Genomic DNA, 20,284 nt, shown 5'->3' with positions numbered 1-20,284 from the left:
ACGCAGCCCTCCGGCAAACGCAGCCCTCGTGAAACGAAGCTCGTGCAGGAACCGACGAAGGGGACGTCATGACGGACAAGTTCGTTGCCGCCATCGACCAGGGCACCACCTCCAGCCGCTGCATCATCTTCAACCAGGACGGCGCGATCGTGGCCGTCGACCAGCGCGAGCACCGCCAGATCTTCCCCAAGCCCGGCTGGGTGGAGCACGACGCCACCGAGATCTGGTCCAAGGTGCAGGCCGTGGTCGCCGGCGCGATCGCGAAGGCCGGGCTGCGCGCCGACCAGCTCAGCGCGCTCGGTATCACCAACCAGCGCGAGACGACGGTCCTGTGGGACCGCGCCACGGGCAAGCCGGTGCACAACGCGATCGTCTGGCAGGACACCCGGACCGCGGCCCTGACCCGCCGGCTCGGCGGCGCGGACGGCCAGGACCGCTTCCGCGAGCAGACCGGACTGCCGCTGGCCACCTACTTCTCGGGGCCGAAGGCGGCCTGGCTGCTCGACAACGTGCCGGGACTGCGCGCGCGTGCCGAGAACGGCGAGATCGCCTTCGGCACCATGGACTCCTGGCTGATCTGGAACCTCACCGGCGGTACGGACGGCGGCCGGCACGTCACGGACGTGACCAACGCCGGGCGGACCATGCTGATGAACCTGGAGACGCTCCAGTGGGACCAGTCCATCCTGTCCGCGATGAACGTGCCCGAGGCCGTGCTGCCCGAGATCCGGTCGTCCGCCGAGGTCTACGGCACCGCGGTCGGCCAGCTCTCGGGTGTGCCCGTGGCGTCGGCGCTGGGCGACCAGCAGGCCGCGGTGTTCGGGCAGGCCTGCTACGACGTGGGCACGGCCAAGAACACGTACGGCACGGGCTCGTTCCTGCTGCTCAACACGGGCAACCGGCCGGTCCCGTCGAAAAACGGCCTGCTCACGACGATGGGCTACAAGATCGGCGGTGAGGCGCCCGTCTACTGCCTGGAGGGGTCCATCGCCATCACGGGCGCCCTGGTCCAGTGGTTCCGCGACCAGCTCGGCATCATCCGTACCGCCGACGAGATCGAGCCGCTCGCGGCCAGTGTCGAGGACAACGGCGGCGCGTACATCGTGCCCGCCTTCTCCGGCCTGTTCGCGCCCTATTGGCGTTCGGACGCGCGCGGGGTCGTCACCGGCCTGACGCGGTACGTCACCAAGGCGCACCTCGCGCGGGCCGTGCTGGAGGCGACGAGCTGGCAGACGCGTGAGGTCGTGGACGCCATGTACCAGGACTCCGGGGTGCGGATCACCACCCTGAAGGTGGACGGCGGCATGACCAAGAACAACCTGCTCATGCAGCACCAGTCGGATGTGCTCGACGTGCCGGTGGTGCGGCCGAAGGTCTCCGAGACCACATGCCTCGGCGCCGCGTACGCGGCCGGGCTCGCCACAGGAGTGTGGAACGACCTCGACGAGCTGAAGGCCCACTGGCAGAAGGACGTCGAGTGGACGCCGGACATGGAGGCGTCCGTCCGGGACCGCCAGTACCACAACTGGCGCAAGGCCGTGGAGAAGAGCTTCGGCTGGGAGGAGGAGGGCGAGAACTAGGCACGCGCGCGCAGTGCCGTCGAGCCGCGGCCCGTACCCCTGTCGGCGGGGGTACGGGCCGCACCCGTCGTCTCAGGTCGTGACGCTCTGGCGGTGCCGCGCCGAGTACGCCATCGCGTGCTGGACGACGCCCACGAGTACGTCCTTGACGGACTGCTTGTCCCGGGCGTCGCACAGCACGACGGGGACGTCCTCGTCGAGGTCGAGGGCCTGCCGTACGGCCTCCTCGGGGTAACGGGCCGCTCCCTCGAAGCAGTTGACGCCCACGAGGAAGGGGATGGAGCGCCGCTCGAAGTAGTCGACGGCGGCGAAGCAGTCCTCCAGGCGGCGGGTGTCGACGAGCACGACGGCTCCGAGGGCACCCTCGGAGAGCTCGTCCCACATGAACCAGAACCGCTCCTGCCCGGGCGTGCCGAACAGGTACAGCACCAGGTCCTCGCGCAGGGTGATCCGCCCGAAGTCCATGGCGACGGTGGTGGTGCGCTTGCTCTCCACGCCTCTGGTGTCGTCGACGGGGCGGCCCGCCTCGGTCAGCAGTTCCTCGGTGCGCAGCGGCCTGATCTCGCTGACCGCGCCCACGAACGTGGTCTTGCCCACGCCGAAGCCGCCGGCCACCAGGATCTTGAGCGTGACGGGCTCGACCGGCGGCTTGCCGCGCTCAGAACGCCCGAAGATCATTGGTCTCGTCTCCTGCTTGCTGGGGGGGTGTTGGGGCGCCGACGAGCCATGGCCTCCGCGCCGGGCCGACGCGGCCGGGTCGCGAACGCGTCGAGCCGTACGGGCAGTTGCCGCTCCAGGACTTCGGGGACGTCGGTGGAGGCGGGGGCACGATGCGAGGGCGACGGCGGACGGCAGGGCGTAGCGGGACGAGCTCGCTGCGGCTGCCGCTTCGGTCGACCCGGAACTGCCGGCCTGTCGTCACGTCCGTCTCTCCGATCGCACTGCTCGCGACCGTGGCCGCGGGCCAGTGGTCTGCCGTCCGCGGGTGGTCGTCGACGATCAGTCAGATCATATCGGCAGGGTCTGCCGGTCCCGGCCGCGGACCGGCCGGGGCATGCGCGCCCCGAGGCCGGCCGGTCACAGGGCCCTGAGGCCGTTGATCACGTCGCGCAGGATGCTCTCGTCCGGCAGCTCCGCGGGCGGCACCGGACGGTTCACATGGACCCACTCCGAGGCGACGAGGTCTCCGATGAGGACCCGTACGACCCCGATGGGCAGGTCGAGTTCGGAGGACAGCTCGGCGACCGACTGGGGGGTGTCCCGGCAGAGGTCGACGATGTCCACGTGCTCCGGGGACAGCGAGTGGTCCCCTTCCGGATCGTCCGCGTGGGATTCGGCCACGACGACCGCGATCAGGTCGAGGCGGTGCTGGCCTGCACTTGTGGTGCGACCACGCGTCATGGCGTACGGACGGACCACCGGTCCGGCGTCGTCGTCGAACCAGTGGCTTCTTCCCTGACCGTCTGTGCTCATGTCATCTCACTACCCGCCCTGAGGCAGATCGGTGCGCGGGGCGGCACTGAGATGCACACCGACCCGCTTGACCAGGAGCGTCATCTCGTACGCGACGAGACCCACGTCCGAGTCGGCGTCCGAGAGGACGGCGAGGCAGCTGCCGTCACCCGCGGCCGTCACGAACAGGAAGGCGTCGTCCAGTTCCACCACCGTCTGCCGGACGCTGCCCGCCTCGAAGTGCCGGCCCACGCCCTTGGCCAGGCTGTGGAACCCGGACGCCACGGCGGCGAGGTGCTCGCTGTCCTCGCGCGTGAGGTCCATGGACACGCCGGTCGGGAGGCCGTCGCTGGAGAGCACGAGGGCCTTGCGGATGCTCGCGACGCGCTCCACCAGGTCGTCGAGGAGCCAGTTGAGCTCGCCGGACTTGTCGGTCGCCTTCGGTGCGGTCATCGACCGTCCCCCTTAGTCGTTCGTTGTGGTGCTGTGCCGCCGGACGGGTCGTCGCCCTCGGCGTTCTCCTCACGGCCACGCTGCCAGCCCCGTTGGAGCGAGGCCATGCGGCTGCGTACCTCGTCGGCGTCGCGCTCCGCGGGCTCCGCCTGGTTCTGGGGGCGGCGCTCCGGGGCCTGCTTGAGCTGCGGGGCCAGGTTGGCCTGGCGTACCCGGCGGGGCAGCGGAGCGGTGCCCGAGCCGGCCTCCACGGGCCCGCGGGCGGCGCCGAGAGGCGGCCTGCCCGAGCCGGACGCTCCGGAGGCACCTCCCTCGCCCCAGCCGGGCCGTACGACCCCGCCCGGCGCGGAGTCGGTCGCACCACCCCTGCCGAGGGCTTCCGAGACGGGACCCACGGCGCCGAGAGCGGACGTACCCGAGTCCGGGCCATGGTCGGCGCCGCCGGCCGGGTCGTCCGCGGCCGGGCCGCTCGACGCGATCTCGGCACGCCGGGTGCGCCGGGGCAGGCCGGGGGCCGCGGGGCCTCCGCCGAGTTCACGGCTCGGGGATGCCGAGGGGCCCGGTGTGTCCGTCAGTCCGTCGTGGCGGTCGGCCACGCCGGTGCTCCGGCGCAGGGCCGCGGCACGGCGCCGGCTCGGCAGCGTCGGGGGTTCGGAGCGCGCGGACCCCGGCGCGGGGGTGGGCTGGGACCGGGAGACGCCCGGGCCGATCGCCGGCCGCTGGTCCGTCTCCTCGCGCCCCGGCCGCTCGTCGGTGACCGGGCGGCCGTGGGAGCTGACCAGCTTGGGAGCGCGGCGCCGGGACAAGGACACCGGGGCGTCCGCTCCTCCGTCCAGGTCCGCCCCGTCGGTTCCGGGGGGTTCGTCGTCGACCTGGGCCAGGGAGCGGCGCGGCCGGAACAGTCCGCCGCGCTCGCTGTCCTCGGATTCCAGGACGCCCGGCAGGTCGCTCAGGGTGTCCAGGTCGACGGGAGCCTCCAGTTCGACCGGCCCGTCCAGGATCGCGGGCGGCATGCCCGACAGCTGGGCCGGTCCCCGGGTGAGCGAGACGCGCTGGGCCTGCTCCAGTTCGGCCTCCTTCGACGGCCGGGGCCGGTCGAGGCGGAAGCCGATGCCGTTGGTGTCGGGGACGTCGTCGGTCAGCAGCGCGTCGGGGATGAAGACGACCGCCGTCGTGCCGCCGTACGGCGAAGGCTGCAGCGAGACCCTGACGTTCTGCCGCTGGGCGAGCCGGCTGACCACGAACAGCCCCAGCCGGTCGGTGTCGGACAGCTCGAACTCCGGTGTCTCGGCGAGCCGCAGGTTGGCGTCCAGCAGCGCGTCGGCGGCCATGCCGAGTCCGCGGTCGTGGATCTCCAGGGTGAAGCCGTTGGCGACGCGCTCGCCCAGGACCTGGACGGCGGTGTGCGGCGGGGAGAACACCGTGGCGTTCTCCAGGAGTTCGGCCACGAGGTGGGTGAGGTCCGCGACGGCCGGGCCGGTCACGGCCACCCTGGGCAGCCGGCGCACCTCGATGCGCTCGTAGTCCTCGACCTCGGCGACGGCGGCGCGGACGACGTCCATGAGCTGGACGGGTTTGCGCCACTGCCGGGAGGGGGCCGCGCCGGAGAGGATCACCAGCCCCTCGGCGTGCCGGCGCATACGGGTCGTCAGGTGGTCGAGCCGGAACAGGTCGGCGAGTTCGTCGGTGTCCTCGGTGCGGCGCTCCATCGTGTCGAGCAGGGTGAGCTGCTTGTGCAGCAGGACCTGGCTGCGCCGGGCGAGGTTGACGAAGACCTCGGAGACCCCGGCGCGCAACTCGGCCTGCTTCACGGCGGCTTCGACGGCGGCGCGCTGGAGGGTGTTGAGGGCCTGGCCGACCTCGCCCATCTCGTTCTTGTCGTACTCCAGGCGCGGGACCTCGGTCTCGATGTCGACCTGTTCGCCCACGGACAGGCGGCGCATCACGCTGGGCAGCCGCACGCCGGAGGCCTCGTGGGCCTCCAGACGCAGTTGCCGCAGGTCGCGGATGAGGCCACGGCCGACGCGGACGGACAGCACAAGCGAGAAGAGCAGGGCGATGAGACCGAGGACGCCGACCGCGGCCGCCTTGATGATGACGCCCATCGCGTCGGGCCGGACGCGGTCCTGGAGGCGGTCGCCCGCCTGGTCGTCGAGCTTGGCGAGTTCGTCGAGCACGCTGCCCGCCGCGGCGTCCCAGCTCTTGGCGCTGACGCCGCCGGTCGTGCCGGGCTCGGCGGTGGAGACGGACTGCTCGGCGGAGCGCAGCGGAGCGGTGCCGGCGTTCTTCCAGAAACGCTCGTAGCGCTCGCGCTCGGAGGCCGGCAGGACGCCCAGGCTGACGTCGTACATCAGGGTCCGCTGGGAGACGAGGTCGGAGACGTCGCGGATCTCGTCGCGGGTGAGCTTGCCCACCACGAGACCGGAACCGAGGAGGGCGTCCTCGCGGGAGAGCAGTTCGCGGGCACGGGTGATGTTGACCAGCGCGCGGGACTGCTTGTCCAGTTCCACGTTGTCGATGCCGTCGAGGGTGGCCAGGAGGGCGTAGGCGGGGTCGACGAGGCGGTTGTACTGGTCGAGGGCCTGGAACCTGGTGACGGTGCCGTCCTCGACACTGCGGCGCAGCGAGTCGATGCCGTCGAACGCGTCCAGGACGGCGGTGAGGCGGTCGTCGTCGTCCTGATCCAGACCGTCGCGAACGTCGGGATCGTGCGCGTTCCGGCGGAACTTGGCGATGGCGTCGTCCGAGGCGCTCCTCGTGCCGCGCAGCGCGGACAGGGCGTCCGACGCGCGCGGATCGGCCAGGTAGACGAGCGTCTGGCGGCGTTCCTGCTGGAGCACGCGCACGGTGTCCTCGATGGGATAACCGAGCTTCTCCGTGACCGTGGACACCTGGAAGAGCCGGGCGACCTCACGTCCCGTCAGCACCGTGGCGAAGCCCCACACCGCGACCAGGGACACCAGCGGCACGAGAAGCAGCGCCACGATCTTCCGGCGGATGGACTTCCCGCGAAAGCGCATGGCCTCCCCCAGCTCGACCCCCGCCGGCCGGGGGTACACATGTACGTCAACAAACGGCGCGAGCCTACTACCGACGCACGCGTAACTCGAAGTTGCGTCCGGAACCCGAACTTCTGCCGCGGTATCGAGAGATGGGTGCTTGTCCTCCCATTGCGGGAGATTGCCTCCTGCTCCCAGGTGGGGCGTATCGGACCGGAACCGATCGGCCAGGGTGGGGGGTTGGCTGGATTTTTTCGTTTCTTTGACGTCGCGGGGGAATCTTGAAGGGGTTTTGTTCGTCCTTCTCTTCGGGAAATGGCGGTGGATTCGGCCACAGGAGCCGCATCTGCAACTGGGCGGCGTAAAGCAGCGCAAGCCGGGCAGCCACCCTTGAGGCCCGGTTTCACGAACACCGGGACGAAGGGTCTGCCGGCGGTGGGGAGTGACACGGTGATGGGCACGGCGGAACGGCAGGAGGCGCCGGGAATCGGCGCGGGTACAGCGAGTCCGGCGGCGCCCCGGCGCACCGGGCCTCGGGTTCCCGGCATATCGGCGGAGCCCGACGGGCCCCGCAGGCGCGCCGCGGCCCGGGAGGAGGCGTACCGGCCATTGTGGGTCGAGGAGCCCGCGCGCAGGCGTCGGCTGCCGGATCCGGTGCGGACCTCCGCGGTGCGGGCGGTGCTCATCATCGCGGTGACCCTGCTGCAGGCGATGGTGGCCTTCCTGTGCACCCTGGCCGGGTCCTGGCTGGCGTTCCCGATGGTGCTGAGCAGTGTGGTCAGCACCGTGGTGGCCACCTGGGCCGCCGTGGACGTCTGGGTGACCCGTCAGGTGTGGAACCAGCGCCACGGCGTGGTGTCGACCCCGAGCAGCACCGCGCGTGCGCTGCGGCGTGAGCGGCGCAAGGCCCGGCGGCAGGCGCGGATCACGGAGCGCGCCCAGGAGCGGATACGGCGTCAGGGCGGCGGCACGGGGCAGCTGTCCCACCCCTGAAGGCCTGACCCCGAGAAGGCCTGACCCCTTGAGGGCCCGGCCCTGACGGCCTGATCACTCGTGCCTTCGGCACCGGCGAGCGCGACCGGGCCGAAGGCTCCGTGATGGTGGGGCTCGGACGCGGCCCCGCGCCCCTTACGGAGTCACGGGCGCCGGACGCTTGAACATCCGGGTGGCCGTGATCTCGCTGTGCCCCGCCTCCCCCGCCTGCGGCTGCTGCGGCAGACCGGGGCGGAGGTGCTCCTCCACGCTGATGTACTTCAGACCGGCCCTGAGGTCCGCGTCGTTGCGCAGGCGGATGACCAGGGGGAACTCGGCGAGTGCGGTCGTGTCGAACAGGCCTGTGGTGTAGAGGAGCTGGACACCCAGCGCGTCGGACACGGCCCGCTGGAGCTCCAGCAGATACGTGGCGTTGGCGCGGCCGATGGGGTTGTCCAGGAACAGCGTCCCCGCGTGCCGGTGCTTGTCCCGGCCCCGGTCGTTGGACCGCAGGGCCGCCATCGTGCAGTACAGCGCGATGGCCGCGGTCAGCAGCTGACCGCCGGAGAACACGTCACCCATCTGTCCCACGGGCACCCGCTCGGCCCGCAGCACGGCGTCCGGCTTGAGGATCTCCACGGCCACTCCCCTGGGCTGGAGCGCCGCCCCGACTCCCCTCAGCAGCAGGGACATCCCGTCCCGCCGCAGGTCGGAGTTCTTCTTCACCGCGGCCCTGGTCGCCTCGTCGATCACCTCGCCGAGCCGCTCGGTCAGCGTCGCCTGGTCGGGCTCGTCGAAGCGGATCCGCAGGAACTCCTGCCCGGACCACTCGCCGAGCCCTTCCGGCAGCCGGGACAGCCGCTGGGCGGACCTGAGCGTGGCGAGAGCGGACTCCACGAGCCCCCGCAGCCGGTCCACGATCGAGTCCCGGTTCCGCTCCAGCTGCGCCAACTCGTCGGTCAGCACCCGCAGTCGGGGGGCGAAGGCGTCCGCCCACTTCTGGGCGTGCTCGGGCAGGGCGGAAGCGGGCAGCTCACGGATCTGCTGCCGCGCGGGGGTGCGGACCTGCTCGTAGCGCGTGGAGTTGGCGTGCCGCACGAGTACGTCACTGGCCTCGCGCACGGCGGACTCGGCGGCGGAGAGGTCGGCGGCACAGCCGCGCAGCGACCGGCGGGCCTCGGCGGCGGCCTGTCGCGCCTCCTCGGGGCTGCCGGGGTACGCTTCCTGCTCGTCCTGCTCGTCGTCCATGGCGTGCTCGCGCAGCAGGTCGCGCAGCATCGCGGCGATCTCGTCGAAGCCGCCCGCCGCGTCCTCGGCGGCCCGGTGGGCGCCGAGCAGTTCCGCGTGCGCCTCCCTGGCCTGCGCCAACGCCTCGGTGCGGGAGGCCAGTTCGCCGGTGGCGGTGCGCAGCAGGGCCTGTGCGTGCTCGGCGTCGCGCGGCTCCAGCTCGGGCGTCAACCCGGTGTGCGCCTCGCCGTCCTCGGGCGCGTGCCGCTCGGCCTCACCGCGCAACCGCCCGAGCTGCTCGCTCGCGGTCGACACCCGGGTCTCCAGGAGCTGCACCAGTTCCTCCGCACGGGCGGCGGCGGCCTGCCGGGAGGGCCCGTCGGAGCCGTCGGGCGACTGGAGCAACTGCCCCGCGCGGGTGCGGACCTTGTTGCTCAGCCGGTCCAGTTCGGCGAGAGCCGCGCTCTCGTCGCTCTCCGCCCGAGCCTGCTCGGCCCGCAGGTCGGCCCCGACCCCCACCTTCTCGTACAGCTGGGAGGCGGCCCGGTAGGCCTCGCGGAGCGCGGGCAGCGACGACTTGGAGGCGTCCGGGTCGCTGTCCGGTACGTCGTCGGGGGCGCCGGCGATCTCGGCGCGCTCGGCGCGCAGCGCACGCGCGGTGCGGCGGGCGTCGTCGGCGGCCCGCTGGGCCCCGCGCCGGTCCTCGTCGGCGGCCCGGGCACGCTCCAGACAGGTCTGGGCGCGGGCTTCCGACTCGGTGGCCTCGTCGGCCAGTTCGCGCAGCTTGGCCTGCCAGCCGGCCCGCTCGCGCAGGCGGTAGGCCAGCCCGGCGAGGGCGTCGGCGGCGCGCCTGGCCTTCTGGGCGGCTTCCTGCCGCTCGTCACGGGTCTGTGCGGCCTCGGCGGCGGCTTCGTCGGCTTCGACCCGTACCGTGCGTGCCTCGGCCAGCTCGGCCTCCGACTCCTCGGCGAACACGCGCGTGTCCCGGGCGGCCTGCGCCAGTTCGACGAGCCGGCCGGCCGGGCAGCCGGTGCGCCAGGAGGCGAGCCGGGCGGCCAGTTCGCGGTCCTTGCCGAGGCGGGCCGCGAGCGACCGGATCTCCTCGTCCCGCTCGCCGGCCCGCGCGCGCAGCGCCTGGCGCTCCTCGTCGGCGGCGTGTTCGTCGTGCATGGCCGGGTTCGGCGGCACGAGGAAGACGTCGGCGCCCTGGGAATCGGTCGCCGGGGTCGGCGCGAGCAGCGCGGCGGCCGTGCCGACGGCGACGGCGGAGCGCGGGAGGAGTGCCGCGTCGTTCAGCGCCTCACGGGCGCGCGCGTGGGTGTCGGGGTCGGTGATGATCACGCCGTCGACCAGTTCCGGCCGGGCGGCCAGCACGCGCGCGTGGTCGGTGGGGTCGACTGCCTGGGCGAGGTAGCGCCAGCCGGGCAGCGCGGGGATGCCGTTCTCGCCGAGGAACTCGACCGTGGCCAGCACGTCCGGCCCGGGTGGCAGGAGCCCGCCGTCACCGAGGGCGCTGAGGATCCGGGAGTCGTCGGCGGCGGCCGTACGCAGTTCGAAGAGCTGGCGCTCGGCCGCGGAGACGGAGTCGTCGAGCAGTTCGCGCAGTTCGTCGGCGAACCGGTCGAGGTCCTCGGGGGTGAGACCGGCGTCGGTGGCACCCGTGGAGCCGGGGTGCGGGTCGGCATGCTCGTGCCCGGCCGCGCCGCCCTTCCTCGCGCCCTCGGCCCCCGCGCGCGGTCCCGGTAGGGCCGTGGAGGTCCCGGTCAGGCTCAGCAGCTCCGCCAGCCGCTCCTCCCCCGCCAGTCCCTCGGCCAGCCGCCGCTCGGCCTCGTAGGACCGCGCGGCCGCCGTGGCCGCGTCCTCGGCGCGGGCGGCCGTGAGCTCCGCCCGGGATTCGGCGGCGGCCGCCTCGCGTGCGTGCTCGGCGGTCCGGTTGGCGGCCTCGCGGGCGGTGTCCCAGGCGGCGACCGCCGTCTTCTCGGCATCGCTCGCGGCGAGGGCCGCGCGGGCCGGGTCCGCGTCGGGGGCACTGTCGTCGAGCCAGCCCGCGCGCACCGCCTCGGCGGTCTCCTGCTCGACCTCGCTCAGCCGCTGACGCAGATGGCCGATCTCGCTGCGGGCGCGCTGCGCCTCGGTGGCGGCCGACGTGGAGTCCCGGTGGGCCGACTCGCTGACGTCCTGGAGCGCGGCGGACCGCTCCTCCTCCTCGTTGGCGAGTGTCTCGGCGCCCTCGGCTGCCGTGTGCAGGGCCCGTACGAGATCGACGGCGGCCTTGGCACGGGCGGCTAGCGCGGGGGCCGCGTCCCGTTCGGCCTCCTGGATGGCGACGGCCACGCGCGCGACCCGGTCGGCGGCGGCGCGGTGGCGCAGTACGGCCTCGGCGGCCTGCCACGCGGAGTGCAGCGTGCGCGCCTCGGCGAGTTCGCGCTTCTGGGCCGCGGCCGACTTCTCGGCGGCGGCGAGCGCCAGGGAGGCGTGCCGGTAGGCGAGTTCGGCGGCGATCAGCGCACTGCGTTCGCGGCCCGCCTCGGCGTGCGTGACGGCGTAGGCGGCCGCGGTGACCCGCTGGGCCAGGTCCGCCGCCCGTACCCGCTCCTGGACGCCCCGCGCGGACAGCCGTCGGGCCAGTGTCCGGGTACGGCGCTCGGCGCCCGCGTGGATGTCACGCGCGCGTGAGCGTGCCTCGGCGGCCTCGACGATCCGGCCCAGCAGGTCCACGGAGCCCGCGGTGAAGTCCCGTTCGGCGATGAGTTCGGCGCGGCGCCCCAGCTTGTTGCCGAACCCGCTGACCAAGTCGGCGAGGCCGTCGGTGTCGCGGGTGTCGGTCACGGCGCGCAGCAGCAGGTCGGTGAAGTCGGAGTCCTTCTTCACCGCGAACAGGCCGGCGGCCTCGCCCTCGTCGGCGTTCATCTCCCGCTGGTAGCGGAAGAGTTCGGGGTCCAGACCGAGGTCGCCGAGGTGCTCGATCCAGCGGTCGTGGATCTCCTCCCAGTGCACCTCCAGATGCGGATACGCCTTGCCCGCCTCGGTGAGGGCGTCCCGGAAGCCCTTCATGGTGCGGCGGCGGCCCTGTGCGGCCGACTGGCCCTCGGCGGGCGGCCGTACGGCGGTGGACTCGGCGACGGGCAGGTTGTCGAGGCTGAGCCCGGGTCCGGGCCGGAAGGAGTACCAGGCCTCGGCGAACTTCCGCGGGTCGTTGGAGACCTGGCGCCCCCGCCACTCGCTGACCTTGCCGACGACGACGCACTCGCCGGTCAGGGTGTGCTGCCACTCCAGGGCCACGTGCCCGCAGTCGTCCGCCAGCAGGAACTTGCGCAGCACACCGGAGCTGGCGCCGCCGAGCGTGTTCCGGTGGCCCGGCAGCATCACCGAGAAGATCAGCTTGAGCAGGACGGACTTGCCGCCGCCGTTCTCCAGGAAGAGCACTCCGGCGGGCGCGGGCCGGCGCGGCGGGCCGACGGGCTCCTCCTCGAAGAACTCCGCCTGGGTGGGCGCGGGGTCGGGTACTTCCGCGCCGACGCCGCGCAGGTCAAGCACGGTGTCGGCGTAGCGCGCACCGGCGGGACCGATGGAGTAGAGGCGGACCCGGGACAGCTCGTACATGGCGGACTCTCGTAAGTCTTCGGCAGGTCAGGGAGGTTCAGGAGTGGAACGGCAGCCCGGCATCGGCCGCCAGCTCCAGGTCGTCGCCGGCCTCGGCGGGCAGCAGGGTCGGCGTGCCGTCGGTGACCGGGACGACCCCCAGTTCCAGGAGCTCGGCCATGGCGGCGCTTCCGGCCATGTCGCGCACCTGGAGCTGGTAACGAGCGGTGGTCCGGTAGGTACCGCCGTTGTCGTCCCCGGTGCGCTGCAGGAAGCCGGAGTCGGTGAGGAAGGCGGCGGCCTTGCCGACGATGCCGGTCGTGGACCCCGCGAGCCGGCGGGCGTCCTTGGTCGCGCCGGCCGCGCTGCGTCTCGCCCAGATCCGCCAGGCCGCCTCCAGGCCCGGAGCGTCGGTCGCCGGGTCGGTGTTCTCGCCGACCTCCTCGGCCCGCTCCTCCAGCCGCCGGCAGGCCTGGCGTACGAAGGCGTCGACGCCGTTGACCGAGACCCGCCCGATGTATCCGTCGTCGGCGAGGTCCTCGGGCCGCGGGAACGCCATGGCGGCGACGGCGAGATGGGCGAGGCCGTGCAGGAACCGGTCGCCGCCGTCGGCGGACGTACGACGCGCGTAGTCCCCCATCCGGACGGCGAACACGGAGTCCTCGGCGGCGGTCACGGCCATCCCCGCGCGCGGGGACACTTCCAGCACGACCAGTCCGAGCCCGGCGGCGACGGCGTCGGCGAGCCGCGCGAAGGGCGGGTCCTCGCGGTAGCGCCGCAGCAGCTCGGCGTACTCCTGGTCCCGCGCGGGCTGCAGTTTGGGCTGCAGCCCGAAGGCGACGAGCCGAGCGGCGTCGGCGGCGTCGGCGGGGGTGACGGGGGTGACGGCGGCGGGCACCGACGGGGTCGGGGCCTCCGGGTCGCTCCACTCGACCTGCTCACTCACGGCTGGGGCTCCTTGTCACGCTCTCGCTGGCTCATGCTGCTTGCGTCGGGCCCGACGGCACTGATGCCGCCTTCACCCGGCCTGACCTCACTCATGCCGCTTCCGTCCGGTCCGCCGCCATCCCCGCGGCGTCCAGCAGGGCTGTGCCGACGATGAGGTCGGCGCCACCGAAGTCCGGATCGTCCAGTTCCGTCCCGTCGTCCACGGCGAAGAGCAGCTTCTCCTCGCCCTGGCGGTAGGCGGTGCCCACGGAGGGGCTGGCCGCGTGGATCGACATCAGGGCCACCAGATAGGCCAGATCGAATCCGCCGGTCCCGCGGGCCTCCGCGAGCAGCCCCGAGAGCCGCCGCGGCGCGTCCGCCGGCAGGTCCAGCAACCGCTTCGCGGCCGCCAGCTGTTCCTCGCTGAACCGGCTGTCGTCGGGCGTGGCGATGAGGTCCGGCTCCGGCATCTCCGCGCCCAGGTGTTCCCGCTCCATGGGGGGCGTCAGCAGTATGTCGACGAGATCGCCCACCCGGACCGACACCGGCGTGCGCAGGCCGGTCCCGCGCGCGAAGAACGCGTCGGTGATCCGGGTGGCCTGCTCCAGCGGCAAGGGCAGCAGCGGCGCGAAGAGCTGACCGTACAGGTCGGTCCCCGATGTCGTCATGGGGGTGGCGAAGGCCTGCCGGTCCTGCTCGGCGCGGAACAGCGGGCCCGCCTCCAGGAGGCGGGACTGGAGCTGGGTGTGGCGCCGGATGCAGTCCTTGACGATGTCCACGAGCTCGGCGGCCCGCCGCTTCTGCTCGGGGTCCTCGGACTCGTCCCGCGCCTTGCGGATGTTGGTCAGGATCGCGTTCTCGTGGCGGTACCGGTCGGCGACGTGGTCGAGCGCCTCGGCGATCATGTCGGGCACGGAGTTGAGCCAGTCCACGGCCCGGACATTGCGGCGGGTGGCGTCCAGGGCCCTGCGCAGGGTCTCGGAGTACTGCACGGTCCGGTAGCGGGCCTGTTCGGCGGCGAGCTGGGCGTCGGCGAGGCGGCCGCGGCTGATCAGCACCTCCAGCTTGACCTCGGCGGCGATCTGGGCGCTGGTGACGTCGGTGTCGAGGGCGCCGACAAGGACGTTGACCGCCTCGTCGGTCGTCCGGAGGTACACCGAGCCGCCGGGGCCCGGCACCTCCTCGATCAGCTTGAAGTCGTAGTCACGCCGGACATAGGTGCCGTCCGGCGCGAACGTGCCGTAGACCGCGCGGAATCCGCGGTCGACGCTGCCGACGTTGATCAGGTTCTCCAGGACCCAGCGGGCCACGCGCTCGTGCTCGGCGACGGGCCGCTGCGGGGCCTGGGCGGCGATGCGCGGGATGAGCCGGGCGACGACCTGGTCGTGGTCGGCGCCGGTGTCGAAGTCCATGTTCAGGGTGACCAGGTCGATGGCGGCGAGGGCCACCTCGGCCATGCCGTACACCGAGTACTCGCCCGCGAGATTGGCCTTGCGCGTGTCCAGGTCGTGCAGCGGCGCGGTGCAGGCGAGCGCGCGCAGCCGGCGCGCCAGTCCCTCGTCGGCGGCCGGGCCCGGTGCGGGGCGCGGCCCCGCGCTGAACTGGGGCGGAACGCTGTCCGTCGTCGCAGGCGAAGTCACGGTGCACAGACTAGGTCCTAGGTCTGACAACTCCCCAAACGGCGCGGATCGCCTCCGGCGGTGGGACGGGCGACCACCTGTTGTTCGTCGCCTGCGGGCCGGTGGGGGCTGGTCGCGCCCACGCGGCGGAGCCGCAGATCGAAACAGCCCCGCGCCCCTGACTAGGTGTCCTCGCCCACCCTTCGACAGCCCCGCGCCCCTGACTAGGTGTCCTCACCCACCCTTCGCCTGTACACCTCGACCACTCGCCCCAGAGAGTCGGCGAGGTAGACGGCGAGCAGGCGTTCCGCCTCTTCCCTGTCGCCCGCCTGGAGCGCGCCGAGGATCTGCTGGTTGCGGGCCAGATACGGCTCGTGCAGGGCCTTGGGGTCGTCCGCGACGTGGAAGGCCAGGCGGAGTTCGGCGAAAACGCTGCGCATCAGTTCGTCGGTGCGGTCGCTGCCCGCGAGGGCGACGAGTTCGCGGTGGAAGTGGATATTGGCCGTGCCCAGCGCTTTCCAGTCACCTTCGCGCACCGCCCGCTGCCCCTCCTCGACCGCCTCGGCGAGCGCGTCCAGGGCGTACGGCGGCTCGCCCAGCCCGCGGACGACCGCGCACTCCACGAGCGCGCGGGTGCGGTAGATGTCCTCCACGTCCTCGACCGCCAGGACCCGAACGAACACACCGCGGTTCAGCTCGTGGACGAGCAGTCGCTCATGAGTGAGCAGCCGGAACGCCTCGCGCAAGGTGTTGCGGGAGACCCCCAGCGCCCCTCCGATGCTGTCCTCCGACAAGCGTGTCCCCGGCGGGAAGTAGCCCTCGGCGATGCGGCTCCTGAGGATGTCCGAGACCCGCTCGGCCGTGCTGGTGCGGCCCAGGAGGGCGCGATCGTCGGCCAGTCCGCTCAACTGCTCTGCCATGCCCGGAATTCAACCGCAGACACGAGAACGAAACAACAGGGGTATTGAAGGATCGTTGAACGATCCTCTACGTTACTCATCACCGCACGGTTCAGCTCCGCGACCTCCGTCCTCCCACTGCGAGGTGCTCATGAGCACGACCCCGCCCCCTCAGGCCCTGACCGATCAGCAACCAGCCACCGAAGTGCCCGCCGAAGACGGGGCGTTGGGCTGGTTCCGCGCCCTCGGTCCGCGCGGCCGCCGCGCCTTCGCCGGCGCGTTCGGCGGCTACGCCCTCGACTCCTACGACTACTTCACGCTCCCGCTGAGCATGGTCGCGCTGGCCGCCTACTTCGGCCTGGACAGCGGCCAGACCGGTCTCTTCACCACGGTCACGCTGCTGGCCTCCGGCATCGGCGGAGCCCTGGCGGGGGTCCTGGCCGACCGGGCCGGCCGGGTCCGGGCGCTGATGATCACGGTGGTCACGTACGCGATCTTCACCGTGGCCTGCGGTTTCGCCCCGAACTTCGAGTCGCTGCTGGTCTTCCGCGCCCTCCAGGGCCTCGGCTTCGGCGGCGAGTGGGCGGTCGGCGCGATCCTGGTCGCCGAGTACGCGAGCGCCAGGCACCGGGGCCGCACCCTGGGCGCGATCCAGAGCTCCTGGGCCGTGGGCTGGGCCCTGGCCGCGATCGTGTACACCCTGGTCTTCTCGGTGTTCGACGCCGACATGGCCTGGCGCGTGATGTTCTGGACCGGCGCGCTGCCGGCGCTGCTGGTCGTCTGGATGCGGCGCCAGGTCCAGGACGCCCCCGAGGCGATCGCGGTGCGCGAGAAGAGCGCCGGGAAGGGCTCCTTCGCGGCGATCTTCAAACCGGACCTGCTGCGTACGACGATCTTCGCGGGGCTGCTGTCCACCGGCGTCCAGGGCGGCTACTACACGCTCGCCACCTGGGTGCCGACGTACCTCAAGAGCGACCGCGGACTCTCGGTGGTCGGCACCGGCGGCTATCTGACCTTCCTGATCTCCGGCGCCTTCCTCGGCTATCTGACCGGCGGCTACCTCACCGACCGGCTGGGCCGGCGGCGCAACATCTGGCTCTTCGCCCTGCTGTCGGCCGTCTGCATCGTGGCCTACGGCAACATCCCGAGCGGAGCCGACACCTGGCTCCTGGTCCTCGGGTTCCCCCTCGGGTTCTGCATGTCGGCGATCTTCAGCGGCTTCGGGTCCTATCTGAGCGAGCTGTACCCGACGGCGGTGCGCGGCTCGGGACAGGGCTTCACCTACAACGCGGGCCGCGCGGTCGGCGCGGTCTTCCCGACCACCGTGGGCTTCCTGGCCGACAGCTGGGGCGTGGGCGGGGCACTCGTCTTCGGCGCCATCGGCTACGGAATCGCCGCACTGGCCCTGCTCGGACTCCCGGAGACCCGTGGGAAGGAACTCGCGTGAACCGCGCGGAAGACCGTCCTCTGACCCTCGTCACGGAAGACCGCCCCCTGACCCTCGTCGACGAGCACGCGCACGCGTGGAGCCCGGCACAGGCACGCACCCGCTTCCGGGCGGGCCTGACCGGCCCCACCGCCGGGGTCTCGGCCGGCCACACCCAGGTCAACCTGATCTCGGTGCCCGCCGACTGGGCGTACGACATGCTGCTGTTCTGCCAGCGCAACCCCAAGCCCTGCCCGGTCCTCGACGTCACGGACGCCGGCGACCCGACCACCGTCCTCGCGGAGGGCGCGGATCTGCGCACCGATCTCCCGCGCTACCGGGTGTGGGAGGACGGCCGGCTGGTGGACGAGCCGACGGACGTGCGCGCACACTGGCGTGACGACCTCGTTTCGTTCCTGATCGGGTGCAGTTTCACCTTCGAGTGGGCACTTTCGGAGGCGGGCGTCCCGATCCGGCACATCGAGCAGGGCCGGAACGTTCCGATGTATGTGACCAGTCGACAGTGTCGTCCCGCGGGGCGGCTGCACGGACCCATGGTGGTCTCCATGCGCCCGGTGCCGCCGCAGCACCTGGCCGCGGCCCTGCGTGAGAGCAGCCTGCTCCCGGCGGTGCACGGCAGCCCCGTGCACTGCGGCGATCCCTCCGGCCTTGGCATCGAGGACCTCGGCCGCCCCGACTTCGGTGAGCCGGTGGATGCCGAGCCGGACGACATCCCGGTGTTCTGGGCCTGCGGAGTGACCCCGCAGGCCGCGGTGATGGCCTCGCGCCCACCGTTCGCCATCACGCACGCACCGGGGCAGATGTTCCTCACGGACGCCCGGGACGAGCAGTACCGGATGGCCTGAGCCATGCCGAACCGCATGGAGCATCCTGAAAGGGGACACAGGACCGACATGATCTCGATCGATCTCAACGCCGACCTGGGTGAGGGCTTCGGCCGCTGGGAGCTCACCGACGACGAACAACTGCTGTCCGTCGTCACCAGCGCCAACGTGGCCTGTGGGTTCCACGCCGGGGACGCGGTCACCATGCGACGCGTCTGCGAGCTCGCGGCCGCGCGCGGGGTCCGCATCGGCGCCCAGGTCTCCTACCAGGACCTCGCGGGGTTCGGGCGACGCGCGATGGAGGTGCCCGCCGCCGAGCTGACGGCCGAGGTCGCCTACCAGATCGGCGCCCTGGAGGTCTTCGCCCGGGCGGCGGGCACGCGCGTGTCGTACGTCAAACCGCACGGCGCGCTGTACAACCGGGTCGTCCACGACGAGGAGCAGGCCGCGGCGGTGGTCGACGGCGTGCTCCTCGCCGACGCCACGCTGCCCGTGCTGGGTCTGCCCGGCTCTCGCCTCCTGGAGGCCACCGTGAAGGCGGGTCTGGAGGCCGTCACGGAGGCCTTCGCGGACCGCGCCTACACGGAGGAGGGCACCCTGGTGCCACGCGGCCTGGACGGTGCCGTGGTCACCGATCCCGAGGCGGTCATGGAACGCTCGCTGAGCCTGGCCCGGCATCGCGCGGTCACCGCCCACTCCGGTGTCCTCGTCGAGGTCGAGGCCCGCTCCCTGTGCCTGCACGGCGACACACCGGGCGCGGTCGAACTGGCCCGGAGGGTGAGAAGGCACCTCGTGGACTCGGGCGTCCGGGTGGAGGCCTTCGTATGAGAGCACTGCCCGTCGGGAACGGCGCCCTCCTCGTCGAGGTGTCCTCGGACGAGGAGGCCCAGGCCCTGCACGCCGAGCTGGTGCGCCGCCGCACGGAGGGCTCGCTGTCGGTCCGCGAGATCGTCCCCGCGGCCCGCACGGTCCTCCTCGACGGCCTCGCCGACCCGGTCCGCCTGGCCGCCCAGCTGACCGCCTCCGAGGTACCGCCCGCTCCCCCGCGCCCGCGTGAGGTCGTCGAACTCCCGGTGCGCTACGACGGACCGGACCTGGCCGACGTGGCCGCGCACTGGGGTGTCTCCCCCGAGGAGGTGGCCCGCGTCCACGCCGGCACCGAGTTCACGGTGGCCTTCTGCGGATTCGCGCCCGGCTTCGGCTACCTCACCGGCCTGCCCGCCCACTACGACGTGCCGCGCCGGGCCACCCCGCGCACGGCGGTCCCGCCGGGTTCGGTGGCGCTCGCGGGCCCTTACACCGGCGTCTACCCGCGCTCGTCGCCGGGCGGCTGGCAGCTCATCGGGACCACGGACGCCGTTCTGTGGGACCACGCGCGCGTACCGGCCGCACTGCTGTCGCCGGGTACGCGCGTGAGGTTCGTGGGGGCACCGTGACCGACCGCGCCCTCTCCGTCGTTCGGGCCGGAGCACTGACCACCGTCCAGGACCGGGGCCGCCCGGGCCACGCCCACCTCGGCGTCCCCCGCTCGGGCGCCCTGGACCGTCCGGCGGCCGAGCTCGCCAACCGCCTGGTCGGCAACCGCCCCGAGGCGGCCGTTCTGGAGACCACGCTCAACGGCTGTGCGGTACGCCCCCGTTCGACGGTCACCGTGGCGGTCACGGGCGCCCCCTGCCGGATCACGGTCGACGGCCGCGCGGCGGCCTGGGGCGCTCCGGTGCGCGTACCGGCCGGAGCCCTGCTCACCGTCGGAACGGCCGTGTCGGGGCTGCGCAGTTATGTGGCCGTCTCCGGCGGGATCGCCGTGGAGCCGGTGCTCGGCAGCCGCTCCACGGACCTCCTGTCGGGCCTGGGCCCGGTCCCCCTCACGGACGGCGCGGTACTCCCCCTGGGCACACCGACGCCGCTCCGCACGCGCGTGGACACCGCGCCGCAGCCGGCACCCCCCGCCGAACTCGTCCTGCGCGTCACGCTGGGCCCACGAGCCGACTGGTTCACCCCGGAAGCGGTACGGGTGTTCACCTCCCGCGCCTTCCAGGTGTCCTCGGCGAGCAACCGCATCGGCCTGCGCACGGAGGGACCCACCCTGGAGAGGGCGTTCGAAGGTGAACTCCCCAGCGAAGGCATGGTTCTGGGCGCCGTCCAGGTTCCCCCCGACGGCAGGCCGGTGGTCTTCCTGGCGGACCACCCGACGACCGGCGGGTACCCGGTGATCGGCGTGGTCCGCGAGACGGACCTCCCGCCAGCGGCTCAGGCGGTGCCCGGAACCCCGGTGCGCTTCGTGGAGGTACGGCGCCGCTGAC

General features: G+C 72.8%; 15 protein-coding genes. 7 read left to right on the top strand and 8 right to left on the bottom strand.

From position 1 onward, the window contains the following. The first annotated feature begins 68 nt into the window (after positions 1 to 68). Positions 69 to 1,580 (top strand): glycerol kinase GlpK, encoded by a 1,512-nt coding sequence (glpK, locus tag AQI94_RS36660; protein WP_031059238.1) that lies wholly within the window; start codon positions 69 to 71, stop codon positions 1,578 to 1,580. A gap of 72 nt (positions 1,581 to 1,652) precedes the next feature. Here the strand turns inward: glpK and AQI94_RS36655 are convergent, their stop codons facing one another. The 4 genes from AQI94_RS36655 to AQI94_RS36640 form a co-directional block, all read right to left on the bottom strand. Next, positions 1,653 to 2,258 (bottom strand): GTP-binding protein, encoded by a 606-nt coding sequence (locus tag AQI94_RS36655; RefSeq protein ID WP_031059236.1) that lies wholly within the window; start codon positions 2,256 to 2,258, stop codon positions 1,653 to 1,655. Positions 2,259 to 2,657: 399 nt separating this feature from the next. Continuing rightward, positions 2,658 to 3,053, bottom strand: a complete 396-nt coding sequence (locus AQI94_RS36650; RefSeq protein ID WP_031059234.1) for a DUF742 domain-containing protein — start codon at positions 3,051 to 3,053, stop codon at positions 2,658 to 2,660. 9 nt (positions 3,054 to 3,062) lie between these two features. Continuing rightward, the gene (locus AQI94_RS36645) at positions 3,063 to 3,485 is read right to left on the bottom strand and encodes a roadblock/LC7 domain-containing protein (protein ID WP_031059231.1); all 423 of its coding nucleotides are present in this window, start codon (positions 3,483 to 3,485) and stop codon (positions 3,063 to 3,065) included. Further along, a complete protein-coding gene (locus tag AQI94_RS36640) occupies positions 3,482 to 6,505 on the bottom strand; it encodes a sensor histidine kinase (protein ID WP_062230155.1) in 3,024 nt (1,007 codons plus the stop codon). The genes AQI94_RS36645 and AQI94_RS36640 overlap by 4 nt, the downstream gene beginning before the upstream one ends. A gap of 432 nt (positions 6,506 to 6,937) precedes the next feature. On the opposite strand from AQI94_RS36640, the gene AQI94_RS36635 reads away from it, so the two are divergent. Further along, positions 6,938 to 7,477 (top strand): hypothetical protein, encoded by a 540-nt coding sequence (locus AQI94_RS36635; RefSeq protein ID WP_031052119.1) that lies wholly within the window; start codon positions 6,938 to 6,940, stop codon positions 7,475 to 7,477. A 135-nt stretch (positions 7,478 to 7,612) separates the two neighbouring features. Here the strand turns inward: AQI94_RS36635 and AQI94_RS36630 are convergent, their stop codons facing one another. The 4 genes from AQI94_RS36630 to AQI94_RS36615 all read right to left on the bottom strand — a co-directional run bounded on the left by AQI94_RS36630 (position 7,613) and on the right by AQI94_RS36615 (position 15,731). Then, positions 7,613 to 12,286, bottom strand: coding sequence for a hypothetical protein (locus AQI94_RS36630; protein ID WP_062230147.1), 4,674 nt, complete (start codon positions 12,284 to 12,286; stop codon positions 7,613 to 7,615). Positions 12,287 to 12,323: 37 nt separating this feature from the next. After that, complete coding sequence (locus tag AQI94_RS36625; protein WP_031057727.1) at positions 12,324 to 13,211, bottom strand: hypothetical protein; 888 nt, start codon at positions 13,209 to 13,211, stop codon at positions 12,324 to 12,326. A 91-nt stretch (positions 13,212 to 13,302) separates the two neighbouring features. Continuing rightward, positions 13,303 to 14,832, bottom strand: coding sequence for a hypothetical protein (locus tag AQI94_RS36620; protein WP_031057728.1), 1,530 nt, complete (start codon positions 14,830 to 14,832; stop codon positions 13,303 to 13,305). Positions 14,833 to 15,035: 203 nt separating this feature from the next. After that, a complete protein-coding gene (locus AQI94_RS36615; RefSeq protein ID WP_031057732.1) occupies positions 15,036 to 15,731 on the bottom strand; it encodes a GntR family transcriptional regulator in 696 nt (231 codons plus the stop codon). A gap of 130 nt (positions 15,732 to 15,861) precedes the next feature. Between AQI94_RS36615 and AQI94_RS36610 the strand changes: the two genes are divergently transcribed. From AQI94_RS36610 to AQI94_RS36590, 5 genes are read left to right on the top strand one after another with little or no spacing between them, the layout of a single operon-like run. Further along, positions 15,862 to 17,157 carry an MFS transporter gene (locus AQI94_RS36610; protein ID WP_031057735.1) on the top strand — a complete coding sequence of 432 codons (1,296 nt, stop codon included), beginning with the start codon at positions 15,862 to 15,864 and terminating at the stop codon, positions 17,155 to 17,157. Between the two features lie 20 nt (positions 17,158 to 17,177). After that, a complete protein-coding gene (locus AQI94_RS36605) occupies positions 17,178 to 18,002 on the top strand; it encodes a putative hydro-lyase (protein WP_031057738.1) in 825 nt (274 codons plus the stop codon). 48 nt (positions 18,003 to 18,050) lie between these two features. Then, a complete protein-coding gene (locus tag AQI94_RS36600; protein ID WP_031057741.1) occupies positions 18,051 to 18,809 on the top strand; it encodes a LamB/YcsF family protein in 759 nt (252 codons plus the stop codon). Further along, positions 18,806 to 19,417 (top strand): 5-oxoprolinase subunit B family protein, encoded by a 612-nt coding sequence (locus AQI94_RS36595; RefSeq protein WP_031057743.1) that lies wholly within the window; start codon positions 18,806 to 18,808, stop codon positions 19,415 to 19,417. The genes AQI94_RS36600 and AQI94_RS36595 overlap by 4 nt, the downstream gene beginning before the upstream one ends. After that, complete coding sequence (locus AQI94_RS36590) at positions 19,414 to 20,283, top strand: 5-oxoprolinase subunit C family protein (protein WP_031057746.1); 870 nt, start codon at positions 19,414 to 19,416, stop codon at positions 20,281 to 20,283. The genes AQI94_RS36595 and AQI94_RS36590 overlap by 4 nt, the downstream gene beginning before the upstream one ends. Position 20,284: the final 1 nt, after the last annotated feature.

It is taken from the genome of Streptomyces pseudovenezuelae (genome assembly GCF_001513955.1).
Lineage (GTDB): Bacteria > Actinomycetota > Actinomycetes > Streptomycetales > Streptomycetaceae > Streptomyces > Streptomyces pseudovenezuelae.
The sequence above is the reverse complement of the archived record's forward strand: the minus strand, read 5'-3'. Positions and strand labels throughout refer to the sequence as shown.